Here is a 13,087-nt window from a genome sequence, read left to right on the forward strand (position 1 = left end):
CAAACGGGTCCAGTCCGCTGCCGAGCGGCTACCGCGCGCCCTTATCAGCCTCCTGGCGATCAGGGACCATTCACCAGCTTGAGGATGAGCTGCTGGATATTGCCGCCATCACCCATTTCGATCTTGTCGAAGTCGCGGCCGCGCTGGCGCTGTCTTTGGGAGATCTCGCCGAGCCGGCGGGTCAGCTCGATCCTGATCTTCTTGCAATCAGGATCGTCGGCAACGGTGAGGCCGATGCTCGTCGCCTCGATTTCCTTGACCATCTCCTTGATGGTCTCGCCGTGCACCCGCTCATGGGCTTGCACGCCTGATATGAAGGCCTCCCAACTGCTCTTGGCGGCCGCCGGCAGCTCACCAGATGGTTTCGGCAGCGTATAGGTGATGATGAGCTTCGGCCGGTTGGTCACGATGACGCAAGCATTTCCCTGCGGTTCGTATTTCCTGGTCCAGGTCAGCTTGAAAGTCGTATGCGCGATCGCCCTGCCCGCACCGGCTTCGGGCCCTCGCGCGCCGATCGATTCATAGAGCTCAGCGCCCGTTTTGCCTGATATCGAATAAGGCCGCACCTCTTCGACCGCCTGCCACTCAGCCAGCGCCATGGCCGGCACCGACGTGAAAACCGCCGCCAGCACAACAGATAGAAAATGCCTCGTCACGCCAACCCCTGCCCTATGATGTTCGCGCCGAACCTAATGGGGCCGAGCGCGGCATTCAACAAGGCTGAATGAGCCGCACGTCGAAGAACGACCTGGCTAACCCTGCAGCGTCTTGACCTTGGTGAGATCGGGGAAGAGCCGCATCCACAGGAGCACGACGACGATCGTACCAAGCCCGCCGACAACGCCTGTAGCGACCGGTCCGAGGGCTGCCGCCATCATGCCGGATTCGAATTCCCCGAGCTGGTTAGAGGTACCGATGAACAGCGAGTTGACAGCACTGACGCGGCCGCGCATTTCGTCCGGTGTCAGCAGTTGCACCAGCGAGCTGCGCACGACGACGCTCACCGTATCGGATGCGCCGACGACAAACAGTGCCACGACGGAAAGCGCGATATTGGTCGAAAGCGAGAACACGATGGTGGCGACGCCGAACACGGCGACGGCGGCAAGCATCTTGCGCCCGACATTGCTCTCGAGCGGCCGGCGGGCAAGCACGATCGACATGGCGAGCGCGCCGATCGCCGGCGCCGCGCGCAGCAGGCCGAGCCCCCACGGACCGGCATGCAGGATATCGCGGGCAAACATCGGCAGCAGCGCGGTGGCGCCGCCGAGCAGCACCGCGAAGAGATCGAGCGAGATCGTGCCGAGCATCACCGGCCGGCTGCGGATGAAGGAGACGCCGGCAAAGACCGAGGCTAATGTCACCGGCTCACGCTTGGCAGGGCTCCATTGCATCCGGATCGAGATGACGTTGAAACTCGCAACGGCAAAAAGCAGCGCTGCTATAGCAAAGGGCGCGACGGGGTGGAGGCCATAAAGCAGGCCGCCGAGCGAGGGGCCGATGATCAGCGCCGTCTGCATCATCGAGGTCGAGGTTGCGACCGCCTTCTGCAGCATCGAGACCGGCACGATGTTCGGCAGCAGCGCCGCCATGGTCGGGCGCTCGAAGGCGACGACGGCGCCGAGCACCGTGACGGCGGCGAGGATGCCGGCCGGCGTCAGCCATTGTTGCCAGGTGGCGATCGCCAGCACCAGCGCCGTCACCGCCTCGACCAACTGGCAGACAAGCCCGATGCGCCGCCGGTCGAACCGGTCGGCGACATGGCCGACGACGAAGGTCAGCACCGCCATCGGCAGGAACTGGCAGAAGCCGACGAGGCCGAGCGCAAAGGCGCTGTGCGTCTGGTCGTAGATCATCCATCCCATGGCGATGCCAATGGACTGGAAGGAGAGCGAGGAAAAAACGCGGGAGGCAGCGAAGTTCAGATAGCCGGGGTGGCGAAGAACGCTCCCCGGTCCTTGGGATATGTCCATTGCGATGTCACCGGCCGGCTGCGGTCGCGCCAGCCTTTATAAGGAGTTTAGGAAGGTCGGAGCGTTGTTCTGCCCGAATGGACGATTTGTCAATCGCAATGCCCAGCAGCCGCCGGTTTGTATTGGTCTCAGCCCGTCGGCATATCAATTATCAATGATCGTTCATATATTATATCGATTTCCGATATGACGGCCGCATGCCCTAACCTCCTCTTGTCATAAACAAAGAGGCTCTCGATGACCTTCGATACAACAGCAAGCGCACTGACTGCAGGTCAGCATGCAACGCTTGAAACCTTCTACGGCGCCTTCACGCGCAAAAATCCCGATCTTCTCGACGAAGCCGTCACATCAGACTGGCAGGATATTCCGCTGGCACCGGGCCAGGGTCCGGGGCCAGCCGGACTGAAACCGATCATCCTCGGCTTTATCGAATCCCTGCCGGATGTGGAGATCGTGGTCGACGAAGTGATCGGCTTCAACGACCGCGCCGGCGTCCGTGCCCGTATCATCGGCACCCAGCGCGGCGCGCTTTTCGGCATTCCGGCGACGAACCGCCGAATCGAGATCGCGCTCCATGAATTCCACCGCTTCGAAGGCGACAGGATCTCCCACACCTGGCATCTCGAGGACTGGTTCGGCATGCTGCACCAGCTCGGCGCCTGGCCGCCGAAGACGACGTCCCTTCATCCGGAGAGCGCGTGATGAAGGCCGCCCGCATCCATGCCTATGGCGCGATCGACGATATCCGGATCGAAGATGTGCCCGAGCCGGTACCCGGCCTTGACGAGGTGCTCATCCGCGTCGAGGCAGCCGCCCTCAATCCAATGGATAACAAACTGCTTGCCGGATATCTCAGGGACTTCTTCCCTCTCGCCTTCCCCTATACGCTGGGGACCGATCTCGCCGGAACGGTGGTTGCAACCGGCCCGCTTGTCGCCACCGTCAGGCCGGGTGACAGGGTGATCGCGCGCACCGATCCGGCGGGCGGCGGCGCCTTTGCCGAACTGGCGGCGGTGCCTGCTCGATTGGTCGTTCCGGTTTCGGCCGATCTGCCGCTCGCAAGCCTCGCCGGCCTGCCGACCGCTGCAGCCAGCGCCTGGCAGGCGCTGTTCGAGGCCGCAGCGGTCCAGCCCGGTCAATCGGTGCTCATCCATGCCGGCGCCGGTGGCGTCGGCAGCTTCGCCATTCAGCTCGCAAAGCGTGCCGGCGCGTCTGTGACGGCGACAGCCTCTGCGGCCAATCTCGACCTCGTCCGCTCGCTTGGCGCTGACGAGGTGATCGACTATCGCAACCAGGATTTTACTGCCTTCGCTGGGGCCGTCGACCTGGTGATCGACACGGTCGGCGGCGAAACGCTGGAGCGCTCGCTCGGCATCATCCGCCCCGGCGGAAAACTCATCGGCCTTTCGGCACCGTTCGACACCGAAGGGCCGAAGGCGCGCGGCATCGATGCGCAGTTTCTCTTTCATGAGAGCGATGCCGGCCGCCTGGCCGCAGTGGCAGCACTTGCCGCCGATGGTCGTCTCCACAGCGTCATCGGCCAGGAGTTCGCCCTTGCAAGCACGGTCGAGGCTTTGCGGTCGCTGTCGAAGGGCGGCGCTCGCGGCAAGACGCTGGTCAGACCCTAGAACAGGATGATTTTAGGTCCGTTCGGCCTAAAATCTGAATCCTGTTCTAAATTAAAGAGTTAGAGCATGATGTCGTCCGAAAACCGCTCACACTTTTCGGCATCATGCTCTAAACGAGCCGGCTGATCCCAAAGGCGGGATCAGCGCAATTCCTCGGACTGATCCTGTTTCGCGGCCGCGACGGAGCGGATCAGTTCGCGGAACCACTGCTGGCCGACATGGGAATCGTTGCGGCGATGCCATGACAGCGCAAAGGAGACCGGCAACAGTTCGATCGGCGGCTTGTGGATCGACAGCCGGGCACGGCTGTCCGAGACCTCGACGATGCCGCGCATCAGCGTGGCGACGAGATCGGTCTCGGCGACGATCGCCGGCGCCGCATACATTTGCGGCAGTGTCAGGCCGAGCCTGCGGCGCAGACCGAATTCCGAAAGCTTCCGGTCGACATGGCCATAACGATCGCCTTCCGGTGATACGAGCAGGTGGTCGAGACCAACGAAGGTTTCGAGATCAAGGCCCCTTGCCGCCGCCGGATGATCGGCGCGGACGATCGAAACGAAGCTCTCCTCGAAAAGCAGCCGGGAAAGGATGCGTGGCGAGGATGAAACCGGCACGCCGACCGCCGCATCCACCTCGCCGGCATCGAGCATTTCCACCGCTCTTTCGCGGGCAACGAAACCCTTGACGTCGATACTGATATTCGGCGCGGCCTGCCTGATCGCCGCCAGCAGCTTCGGCAGAAGCACGAAGGCTGGATGCTCAGAAAGACCGAGCCGGAACGAAGCCGATGACGACCGCGGGTCGAAGACGCCACTGAAAGCCAGCGCCTCTTGCGCATGCCGCAGAGATTTTCCGATCGGCTCGGCCAGATCGAGCGCACGCGGTGTCGGCTCCAATCCGCTCGGACTGCGCACGAAGAGCTCATCCTGAAAAAGCTGCCGTAACCTGGCAAGTGCTGCACTCATCGCCGGCTGGGTGCGGCCGATGCGGGCGCCGGCCCGGGTGACGCTGCGCTCCGCCATGATCGCGTCGAAGGCGACGAGGAGGTTGAGATCGACCGCTTGAAGATTATTCATGGTGTGGATGATCCCAGTAAATGACTATCGACCGGGATCATGTTGAAAGCCCTCTTCATATGCAAGAACCGTCGACGTTTAGCGCGGTTCCCTGGAAATACTGAGATAGCCGGGATCGAATTCGGCGATTTCCTGCAGGCGTTCCCAATCGACGATGGTGATCGTCCGGTTCTCCCAGGTGAACACGCCCTCGCGCCTCAGCGCCTGCAGCGTCTTGTTCAGGTGGACGACGGAAACGCCGAGCACGTCGGCCATCTCGATCTGCGTCAACGGAAACTGGAAGCTTGCGCCGCGCGTCCGCTTCACCACCTGCAGCCGCACGAAGAGTTCGCAGACGAGATGGGCAATATGAGCGCGCTTGGAGCGCCGGCCCATGGCGACGATCCACTCGCGGTGGATGGCGCCATCGACCAGCGTGTCGAGCCAGAGCAGCCGCGTGAGGTGCGGCATGCGTTCGGTGATCGCCCTGAGGTCGGCGTGATCGGCGAAGGCAACATGGCAGGATGACAGCGCAACGATGCCGTGATCCATCTTCTTGATCGGGAAAGCATGCAGATCGACGAAATCGCCGGCGACATGCAGTGCGGTGATCTGGCGACTGCCATCGGCCATCACCTTGTAGCGCGCCGCAAAACCATCGAGCAGCAGCGTGCTGTAACCCGGCCTGCTCCCTTCGGAGACGAGATCCTCCCCGGCAGCAAAATACCTGTCTTTGACGATGATCGCTCTGAGACGGTTTTCCTCTTCGGCCGACAAAACATCGCGGCTGCCAAGATTCAGCAGCAGGGATTCAATCACGGGTTTGCCCGCCGATATCGCAAGAGTTCCTGACCATTTCGATGCGACCTGTATTTTCTATAAGAATCAATGCTTAGCCTCTGGAACAATTGTCTTCATCTGTGATTTCTCCTGTGACGCGCAGGAAAGAACATGGCTCGCTACTATTTCGATCTACACAACGGGGAAGGTCCCACGCGCGACGAGCACGGCACCGAGCTCAAATCTCGTGAAGACATTCCGAAAGAGCTGACCCGCATCCTGCTGGATGTGGCCCGCGACGAATTGCCGGCGGGCGATCGCATGACGATCGCCATCACCGTTCGCGACGAAAGCGGCGATCCGGTCACGGTTGCCAGCCTCATCTTCCACAATGAATGGCTCGACGTCTTACGATAGCGGCTGCGGTTTAAGGGCTGCCGCCGGTCACTCCTACGCATCAATCCGACTCGGTCGATTGGCGCGACGCTAAGACCCGCCTTCATAGCCGGCAATTAAATTTGACATAGTTTTTTGATTGCTTTGGCTTGATCGACAGGCATTCACAGGTCGGCGTGCCTATCGTGGCTGTTTTGCAATTTCTTCGAGAATCAGCCGGATTTCTGCGAGCGGTCGCCGGCTTTCATCGAAGAGTTCCACCGACATCATATTCAGAGGTGCCGCCGGCAAGCCTTCGGTGGCCATCTCCGCCAACACGCGCCGTGCCTCCGCTTTCGCAGCTTCGATGGATTCAAAATCATAGGCCGTCTCGGTCGTCCCGGCGCCATCACGATCGAAGAGCTGAAAATAGAATTTTGGCACGACACATCCCCTGCAGCAATTCCGGCAAAGTGCGCAGCGGTTTTGCATCCGGAATTGCACAAAAAAAAGCCAGAGCATTTCCGTGATTCGGAGAAACAGAAATGCTCCAGGTGATCCTAACGGTCCGGCGGACAACATGTTCCGCCGGAACGGGTTTCCGTGTCATGCGTACCGTCAGAAGGCGCCGGCTTCCGGAGAGGCCATCTCCTCGATACCGTCGACGCGGTCGGGATAGAAGGCGAGATGATCCTTGATGCTGCTGACCGCGGCATTCGGCGCCTCGTAGGTCCAGACGGCATTCTTCGAGCGCTCGCCGCCCGGAATGATGCTGTAATAGGAAGCGTCGCCCTTATAGGGGCAATGGCTGCTGTGGTCGGTGCGTTGAAGCAGCGACATGTCCACATCCCTGCGCGGAATATATTGCACCGGCGGATAGGAGGCCTCGCACAGCGTCAGCGCATCGCGGGTATCGGCAATCGTCTTGCCGCCGAGCGTGACGACGACGCGGGAGGGATTGTGCTCGACGGTGATCGGATGATCCGGCCCCGGAATCTTGAACGACTTATCTGACATCGGGTTCGTCTCCAGAAGCTATCGATCGCATAGAGATAGGGCGGGCATGCGGCCGGCCCAAGGCCCCGAACGCAGCTTTCCCTGAAACGCTGCGCCCTTAGAATTCGAAACGCGGCGATACCGGACTTAGCATCGCCGTTTTCGGCGTCGCCGGCCAGTGACGTGCAAGCGCATCCGCAACCGTTTCGACCAGCCTGGCGATGTCGTCGCCGGCGGAAGCGTGCAGGGCCTCGGCAACGATCAGCACCGAGCGCGTGGTCCCCCGCACCGCCGAAAGCCCGCTCTGCCGGTTCGTCCAGCGCCGCGCATGCGCGTTCTCCCCGGCATCTGCGAAGATCACTTCGTTCGGCTCGGGATGTTCGATTTCGCCGCCAAAGGTCAGATAGGTCTCGTCACCCCCAGCCCGCCGGACCTCGAGGTCGCCAACGATCTTTTCAGTGTCGAAGACGGCGACCGGAATGGCGAAGGCGAGTGAAATCGCATTGCAGAGATCGATGAGTGGATGCAGGCGCGGCAGCGCATGTTCCTGGCGGAAGCGGCGCAGCAGCGCCTCGGAAGCGCAGCGATATTGCGTCGGCTTCAGCCCCATGCGGGAAAAGCCGCGTCGCCAGGCCTGGATTTCGGGGAATTCGCCTTCCTGCGCTTGCGTCAGCCGGGCCTCGGCGATCGCGTTGAAGTCTGCGATGGCCGCCTCGACATCGGCATCCGCATGGATCCCTCCCGCATGCAGCGCGCCGGCGCGAAGCTCCGGAAAGGCCTGCCATATGGCATCGGAATGGCTGAACTGCATGATCTATCTCCCGCTGGCAGGTTTCACTGTACGGCTTCCGGCACAGGCGAGACCGAGCACGGCCGCAAGCACGCAGGCGATGCCGGCGAGCTGGTGGAGTCCGACCGGCTCGCCAAGGATGATGAAGGCAAGCATGACGGCGGAAACTGGCGCAACCGCGGTGAAGAGCGCCGCTTCGGTGCCGCTCACCCTTTCTGCCCCCGCATACCACAACAGAAATCCGCCGACGGTCGGCACCAGCGCATAATAGACGACCGCGCCTACAGCGCTTGCGGAAATACCATGTGCGAAAGGCGCTTCGAAAATAGCCGGGATAGCGGCGACGATGAAACCGATGCCGGCCATCAGCGTCGACTGCGCAAGCGGCGCAATCACGGTGTTCAGTCTTTTGTTGAGCAGGATGAACAACCCCTCGCAGACGACGGCGCAGAAGATCAACGCATTGCCGGCCAATGATCCGCCTGCCGCATCCGGCGTGAACGCGATCGAAAGCACGCCCGCCGTCGCAAGCGCCACGGCCAGAAGCAGGGCACGCTGCGGCCGTTCGCGAAGCAGCAGGATGGAGATTGCGGCCGAAACCACCGGCAGCGTGCCGATGATGACGCCGGCATCGGCGGCCGAGGTCAGGTTGAGGCCGGAGATCAGCAGCGTCGTATAACCAACGCTGCCGGCCCCGGCCTGGATGATGAGGATGAGCCGGTCATGCCGGGAAAACCTCGGCAGCCGCGCGCCAGTCGCCCGCATCAACAGGAGTAAGACCGGAAAGGCGATGGCGAAGCGCAATGCGGTGGCGCTGAACGGCGGCAGACCCGACGCGATCAGCTTGCTTGCGATCACAGTGCTTCCCACAGTCAGCATCGCCACCGCCAGATAGACATACCCTTGAACCTGCCTCGACATTCAGCGTCTCCTGTTGGATGCGCCGAGAAAACAGCAGGGATGGATCAGGGTCTTGAACGAAATTGCAGGCGCAAAACCGGCGCTCAGAGAAAGGCGCCGGCATAAAGGCGAGGCGACAGACCGTATTTGCGCACGAAGACCCGCGTCATGTGGCTCTGGTCGGCAAAGCCGCTGGCAAAGGCCGCTTCCGCAAGCGGCATGCCCTGAGCAATCAGCCGTCGGGCGATATGGATGCGGGCCTGGACGAGATAGGCATGCGGCGTCAAGCCCGTCGCCTTGGCAAAACCGCGCAGCACCTGGAAGCGGCTGAGCCCGCTTTCCCTGGAGAGATCGGCGAGCGAGACGGCCGCAAGCGGGTCGTCGTCAATCAGGTTTCGGGCCACGCGGATCGACGCCGGCACCAGCGGCCGCTCTTCGGTACCGCAGCGCTCGCGCATGACATCGGCGATGAGCTGCAGAAGCAGTTCCTCGCAAAGCAGCCCATCCGCCGCGCCGCCGCCGGTCACCGTACGAAACAGCGTCTCGAAACGGGCGGCGATCGCCGCATTACGGATGACCGGATGCGGGATTTCCGATCGCCCAGCCTCATCTTCGCTGATCTCTTGCGACAGACCACTGACGATGCTCGGATCGAAATAGAGGATGCGCCACGATCGGCCCTCGCCGATCGGCGCACCGTCATGCACCTCGTTCGGATTGACGGTGATGATGTCGCCGGCCTCAGCCTCCACCATGCCGCGGCCGCTGAGCGACGACTGCGCACCGGCGGAAATCAGGCCGATGCCGAATTGCTCATGCGTATGGCGCGCAAAGCTGTGATGCGTTTCCGCTTCCACCGCTTCGACGCCAGCCAGCGCCGAGCGCAACATCCTGAACTGGTTTTTCGCCATTATCTGCCCGCAGGTCCGATCGCCGGCCACTCTGCCAGCCGCCGTGAGATGACGCAATCGTGGCGGCTAGGATGCATGCCTAAAGCAGGTCGCGCAAAAGTGTGCAGCGGTTTTGCGACAACGACATGCGTAAAAATAAAGACCTAAAGCGCGAGGGCGAATCTGAAAGATCGCGACGCGCTTTAGAAGAACTCGTCGAGCAGCTGATAATAATCGAGTCTCGCCGGATCCGTGGCCGGCATGCCGTAGCGATCAAGGAAGGGCTGCGCCAGCGCCTCGCCGAAATTATAGGCGATGCTGCGGCAGGCGAGCGCGATATCCTGATAGCGGTCGGCGACGCCGAGACGGCTGCAGTCGATATAGCCGGAGAACCCGTCTTCCAAAGCGATGAAATTCGGCAGGCAGGCATCACCATGGGTAACGACGAGATCCTCGCGGTCCGGCCTCCCGCTTTCGAGATCGGCAAAAAGCGCCTCGGCACTCTTTCCAAGCCGCGTCTCATCGAAATCGGTTTCGTCAATGATGCCGGCCTGCATCCGTGCTTTCGCCGCCGCAATACGCATCTCCAGCCGGTGATCGAAGGGGCAGGATGCGATCGGCAGGCGATGCAAATCGAGGAGTGCCACAGCCAGTAGTTCGACCCGCGCAAGCGGCGTCAGCGCCGATGCGCTGGCGAGGTCACTCCCGGACAACGCGCTGATCAGCAACCGGTTGTGCACACCGTCGCTGTCCTCTGCGATGATATCGGGACATGGCAGACCGGAAGCCTTGAGCCAATGAAGCCTGGCTGCTTCGTCAGCGAGTTCGCCGAAGGGACCAGCCTCTTCGACCTTCAGATAAAGCGTCGGCAATCCGAGAGCTTCCAGCCGGAAGACGCTCGCGGCGGAACGGCCGAGCGCATCGCGTTCGAACCGGTAACCGGCCAGACGGGCATCAAGCGCGCCCGCTGACGGTGGTTGATCCTCTTGGAAAATCGACATGATAACTGGGCCATTGATGCTGGCGCATTATCCCGACAAGGCGGGGCACCGCAAGCGGCACGATCGGTCAGCACACATTGGCAGACTGAGCGAGCCCTGTGCGACCTCAATGAACGGTTTCGGCGGGCGCGGCTTCGAGAAGGATTTCGAAAGCCTCTTCCAGAGCAGCCACCAGAATATCGGTCAGCTCATCGCCTTTGTTTTCCAGGAACACCGCGCTCACGGCTTCGTCCTGTCGCTCAAAGAAACGCTCGATCTCATTCGACATATCATTGTCCTCTTCTTCACCGGATCATCACGGCCATGGGAAGAAGCTAGGTAGGGTTGCTTGCGCGTGGCTGTTGCCGGTGAGACGCAATCCAGGATCGCTAGGACTAGTCACGAATTTCATATTTCGCATACTGACTGCGGGGGATCAATCCACCAACTTCGTGGGCAAACGACACGACTTTCGTGGCGTCCTCATCCACCTCGCAACGGAAACGAACCTGGTACCAGCCCTTGACTGTGGCAAAGGCGGCATCTCTCACATCAAGCACGGTACCGGTTCGCAATCCAAAACTAGGCAATGCGGACGGGAGATAACGCGGCGAACCGTGAACGAGTTGGCCCTGAAGCTCGGTGGCGCAAAGCGTGGCCACTCGTTCTTTGCGCGGAAGACCACTGACCGCAGTTTGCGCAAACAAACTGCCATCTTCCGTCCGTGAAAACAGAGTTTTTGCCTTGGGCAGATCGTCCTTAGCTATCACTTTCGGTTTCTCAGCCGTCTGCTGCTCCGGCGGCTTGGCCTCCTCGATGCTTGTATTAGCTTCGCCAGAGACGTCTGTCGGTGGCCCATTTCGCTCTGGGGAAACGTCAGTCGTCGCGACCTCAGGAAGCTTCACGTCGTCCGGCACCGGTTTTGACGGAGGCTCCTCAGTTTTTGGTTTTTCTGCAGCAGTCTTTGTCGGCTTCTGCGCCGGTTCGGCATCGTGCTGCGGCGGAGTTGTTGCGGGTTTGGTTTCGCCCTGAGGAGAATTTCCCGCCAACGACTTTTCGGGGCCGCTATTCCTGTCGCCAAACTCGATGACAGGGCTCAGAGTCGGCATAGGCCTCGGCTTGGCTTGCTCGGGAGTCTTGATGGCCGGCGGAGGTGGCGGTGGTGGCGGAGGCGGCGGTGGTGGCGGCGGAGGCGGCTCCTTCTTGGCCTCTTCCGGCGGCTTCGGCTCAGGTGGCTTTTCCTTGGGCTCCGGTTTCTTCTCCTCCGGCGGCGGAACGAGCTCCACCTTTACGCTCTCGTCTTCAACAGGCTTCGGCTCGATCTTCGGCAGCCCGAAAATGAGAAGAGCAATGATAGGAATATGCACAACAACGGACGCAACGACGCCCCAGCGGATTTCAGGCCGCTGCTTTCCCGTTTCGTGCTGCGTTTCCGCCGGTTCCACGTCTTCTTCTGTCACAGCAGCGATGTGGCCTCTAAAGCCGGCAGCATCAAGCCACAAAAGAAAAAAACCGCGTGATCGCAGCAGCGACGAGAGTTATTGGTCGGCGGCTCCATCCTCAGCCACCAGATTGTGCTCCTGCCATTCACCTTGCGGAATGGCATCGCCGACGATAAAGGCGAAAGACAGGACCTTGCCGGAGCCGGCATCGAGCTCACACTTGAACTGAATGTTGTACCATTTCCGTTTGCTGCGGAAGGCGCCGCCCTTCACCTCGACATTGTTACCGCTGACCTTCTCCGCCGCCATCGCATAGGGCGCAAGCGCATCCGGCGCCATGGCCGGCTGCGCCCGGCGGACCTGTTCCAGCGCCTCAAGGTCACAAAGCTGCAGATTGCGCTCGCTGCCGGCAAGGCCACGCAGTGCCTCGCGGGCGCGGCGGCTGCGCGGATCGGCAAGGACCTTGTCGGAAAACAGCTGTCTTGCCTCGACGAATCCCGTCGGCTTTGGCGCCGGCGGAGTGATCGGTGCCACAGAAGGCATTGTCGCAGCAGGCGGATTATTTGCAACCGGCGGAGCCGGCTCGGCTTCAGGCTCTGCGGCCTCAGGCTTGGCCTGTTCCGGCGAAGGCGCCTTGGTCGGCTCGGGCATTTTCAGCGATTCCGCGGCCTGAGGAACGATCTCCACCGAGAGGCCGTCATCCGCCAATGGCAGCGGCGGCTCGGCCTTCGGCAATAGCAGCAGCAGGAGCAGGATCGCGATGGCATGCAGCGCGAAGGACGCCGTAGCGCCCCGCCGGATCCCGTCATCCCATTTGTCCGCCGCCAGTTCCATCGGTCAGGAAGCGGCTGTCGGACGATCGATGACGATCATGAAACTGAGGAGCGCTTTCATCATGAGCTTGCCGAAAAGTCGGGCCGGAGCCTGCCGCAGAAATTGAAGCACGCCGCAACACTGCCAGCGCAGCGAGTGCTCCGCAACGTCTAAGATCGACGATCGCCGGCCCTAGAGCCTTTCCGGGTTAGATTGAAGCATTCTGCCGGAGCAGGTTTTCGTCAGGGCAGAGGCGATTGGCGAAGGGCATACCCCTTGGTACGTCCGAGCCGATCGCCTCTGATCCTGGCGGAAAGATGCCCGGCCCTTCGGGTTGGCTGAAACGGGCCGGCTGATCGACCGGCCGGCTTGGCCGTAGAGCTGGGCTACGACGCGCGCCGGCCGGCCGACCATCCGACTCCGTTTGAGCCAACAGAATGCTTCAATCTAACCCGGAAAGGC

Annotated in this window: 16 protein-coding genes; 3 read left to right on the forward strand and 13 right to left on the reverse strand. The window is 61.6% G+C overall.

Going from position 1 to position 13,087, the window contains the following annotated elements:
* Window positions 1–59: 59 nt before the first annotated feature.
* Together C3Y91_RS35820 and C3Y91_RS35825 are read right to left on the reverse strand one after the other, a co-directional pair.
* Window positions 60–656 carry a DUF922 domain-containing Zn-dependent protease gene (locus tag C3Y91_RS35820; RefSeq protein ID WP_130655938.1) on the reverse strand — a complete coding sequence of 199 codons (597 nt, stop codon included), beginning with the start codon at window positions 654–656 and terminating at the stop codon, window positions 60–62.
* Window positions 657–752: 96 nt separating this feature from the next.
* Window positions 753–1,973 carry an MFS transporter gene (locus C3Y91_RS35825; protein ID WP_130655939.1) on the reverse strand — a complete coding sequence of 407 codons (1,221 nt, stop codon included), beginning with the start codon at window positions 1,971–1,973 and terminating at the stop codon, window positions 753–755.
* Window positions 1,974–2,210: 237 nt separating this feature from the next.
* Here C3Y91_RS35825 and C3Y91_RS35830 point away from each other — a divergent pair, with 237 nt between their 5' ends.
* Window positions 2,211–2,678 carry an ester cyclase gene (locus tag C3Y91_RS35830; protein WP_018074056.1) on the forward strand — a complete coding sequence of 156 codons (468 nt, stop codon included), beginning with the start codon at window positions 2,211–2,213 and terminating at the stop codon, window positions 2,676–2,678.
* Window positions 2,678–3,604: an NADP-dependent oxidoreductase gene (locus C3Y91_RS35835; RefSeq protein WP_018074055.1), complete on the forward strand. Its 927-nt coding sequence runs from the start codon at window positions 2,678–2,680 to the stop codon at window positions 3,602–3,604. Before C3Y91_RS35830 ends, C3Y91_RS35835 begins: the two co-directional genes overlap by 1 nt.
* Before the next feature lie 140 nt (window positions 3,605–3,744).
* Here C3Y91_RS35835 and C3Y91_RS35840 read toward each other — a convergent pair whose 3' ends face one another.
* Together C3Y91_RS35840 and C3Y91_RS35845 are read right to left on the reverse strand one after the other, a co-directional pair.
* Entirely contained in the window at window positions 3,745–4,680 is a 936-nt protein-coding gene (locus C3Y91_RS35840; RefSeq protein WP_024319584.1) for a LysR family transcriptional regulator, read from the reverse strand.
* A 78-nt stretch (window positions 4,681–4,758) separates the two neighbouring features.
* On the reverse strand, window positions 4,759–5,478 hold the full coding sequence (locus tag C3Y91_RS35845) for a Crp/Fnr family transcriptional regulator (protein ID WP_024319583.1): 720 nt from the start codon (window positions 5,476–5,478) through the stop codon (window positions 4,759–4,761).
* A 132-nt stretch (window positions 5,479–5,610) separates the two neighbouring features.
* On the opposite strand from C3Y91_RS35845, the gene C3Y91_RS35850 reads away from it, so the two are divergent.
* On the forward strand, window positions 5,611–5,856 hold the full coding sequence (locus tag C3Y91_RS35850; RefSeq protein WP_024319582.1) for a DUF6894 family protein: 246 nt from the start codon (window positions 5,611–5,613) through the stop codon (window positions 5,854–5,856).
* Window positions 5,857–6,015: 159 nt separating this feature from the next.
* Here the strand turns inward: C3Y91_RS35850 and C3Y91_RS35855 are convergent, their stop codons facing one another.
* From C3Y91_RS35855 to C3Y91_RS35895, 9 genes are all read right to left on the reverse strand, one after another.
* The gene (locus tag C3Y91_RS35855) at window positions 6,016–6,258 is read right to left on the reverse strand and encodes a DUF6894 family protein (RefSeq protein WP_018242968.1); all 243 of its coding nucleotides are present in this window, start codon (window positions 6,256–6,258) and stop codon (window positions 6,016–6,018) included.
* Window positions 6,259–6,432: 174 nt separating this feature from the next.
* Window positions 6,433–6,831 carry a DUF427 domain-containing protein gene (locus C3Y91_RS35860; RefSeq protein WP_003541590.1) on the reverse strand — a complete coding sequence of 133 codons (399 nt, stop codon included), beginning with the start codon at window positions 6,829–6,831 and terminating at the stop codon, window positions 6,433–6,435.
* A gap of 97 nt (window positions 6,832–6,928) precedes the next feature.
* Window positions 6,929–7,621, reverse strand: coding sequence for a B3/B4 domain-containing protein (locus tag C3Y91_RS35865; protein WP_168576377.1), 693 nt, complete (start codon window positions 7,619–7,621; stop codon window positions 6,929–6,931).
* A 3-nt stretch (window positions 7,622–7,624) separates the two neighbouring features.
* A complete protein-coding gene (locus tag C3Y91_RS35870) occupies window positions 7,625–8,521 on the reverse strand; it encodes a DMT family transporter (RefSeq protein ID WP_168576378.1) in 897 nt (298 codons plus the stop codon).
* A gap of 83 nt (window positions 8,522–8,604) precedes the next feature.
* Window positions 8,605–9,411: a helix-turn-helix transcriptional regulator gene (locus C3Y91_RS35875; RefSeq protein ID WP_168576379.1), complete on the reverse strand. Its 807-nt coding sequence runs from the start codon at window positions 9,409–9,411 to the stop codon at window positions 8,605–8,607.
* Between the two features lie 182 nt (window positions 9,412–9,593).
* Window positions 9,594–10,391 carry an APH(3') family aminoglycoside O-phosphotransferase gene (locus C3Y91_RS35880; protein WP_024319578.1) on the reverse strand — a complete coding sequence of 266 codons (798 nt, stop codon included), beginning with the start codon at window positions 10,389–10,391 and terminating at the stop codon, window positions 9,594–9,596.
* 106 nt (window positions 10,392–10,497) lie between these two features.
* On the reverse strand, window positions 10,498–10,659 hold the full coding sequence (locus tag C3Y91_RS35885) for a hypothetical protein (RefSeq protein WP_018074046.1): 162 nt from the start codon (window positions 10,657–10,659) through the stop codon (window positions 10,498–10,500).
* Between the two features lie 106 nt (window positions 10,660–10,765).
* The gene (locus C3Y91_RS35890; RefSeq protein WP_075224494.1) at window positions 10,766–11,872 is read right to left on the reverse strand and encodes a DUF930 domain-containing protein; all 1,107 of its coding nucleotides are present in this window, start codon (window positions 11,870–11,872) and stop codon (window positions 10,766–10,768) included.
* 36 nt (window positions 11,873–11,908) lie between these two features.
* The gene (locus tag C3Y91_RS35895) at window positions 11,909–12,646 is read right to left on the reverse strand and encodes a DUF930 domain-containing protein (protein ID WP_075224495.1); all 738 of its coding nucleotides are present in this window, start codon (window positions 12,644–12,646) and stop codon (window positions 11,909–11,911) included.
* Window positions 12,647–13,087: the final 441 nt, after the last annotated feature.

Origin of the sequence: Rhizobium ruizarguesonis (assembly GCF_012349115.1) — a bacterium.
GTDB lineage: Bacteria > Pseudomonadota > Alphaproteobacteria > Rhizobiales > Rhizobiaceae > Rhizobium > Rhizobium ruizarguesonis.

Coding starts and splice junctions, on each gene's coding strand:
- C3Y91_RS35825 (WP_130655939.1), bottom strand. CDS start 1,973: ATGGACATATCCCAAGGACCGGGGAGCGTTCTTCGCCACCCCGGCTAT.
- C3Y91_RS35830 (WP_018074056.1), top strand. CDS start 2,211: ATGACCTTCGATACAACAGCAAGCGCACTGACTGCAGGTCAGCATGCA.
- C3Y91_RS35835 (WP_018074055.1), top strand. CDS start 2,678: ATGAAGGCCGCCCGCATCCATGCCTATGGCGCGATCGACGATATCCGG.
- C3Y91_RS35840 (WP_024319584.1), bottom strand. CDS start 4,680: ATGAATAATCTTCAAGCGGTCGATCTCAACCTCCTCGTCGCCTTCGAC.
- C3Y91_RS35850 (WP_024319582.1), top strand. CDS start 5,611: ATGGCTCGCTACTATTTCGATCTACACAACGGGGAAGGTCCCACGCGC.
- C3Y91_RS35860 (WP_003541590.1), bottom strand. CDS start 6,831: ATGTCAGATAAGTCGTTCAAGATTCCGGGGCCGGATCATCCGATCACC.
- C3Y91_RS35865 (WP_168576377.1), bottom strand. CDS start 7,621: ATGCAGTTCAGCCATTCCGATGCCATATGGCAGGCCTTTCCGGAGCTT.
- C3Y91_RS35870 (WP_168576378.1), bottom strand. CDS start 8,521: ATGTCGAGGCAGGTTCAAGGGTATGTCTATCTGGCGGTGGCGATGCTG.
- C3Y91_RS35875 (WP_168576379.1), bottom strand. CDS start 9,411: ATGGCGAAAAACCAGTTCAGGATGTTGCGCTCGGCGCTGGCTGGCGTC.
- C3Y91_RS35880 (WP_024319578.1), bottom strand. CDS start 10,391: ATGTCGATTTTCCAAGAGGATCAACCACCGTCAGCGGGCGCGCTTGAT.
- C3Y91_RS35885 (WP_018074046.1), bottom strand. CDS start 10,659: ATGTCGAATGAGATCGAGCGTTTCTTTGAGCGACAGGACGAAGCCGTG.
- C3Y91_RS35895 (WP_075224495.1), bottom strand. CDS start 12,646: ATGGAACTGGCGGCGGACAAATGGGATGACGGGATCCGGCGGGGCGCT.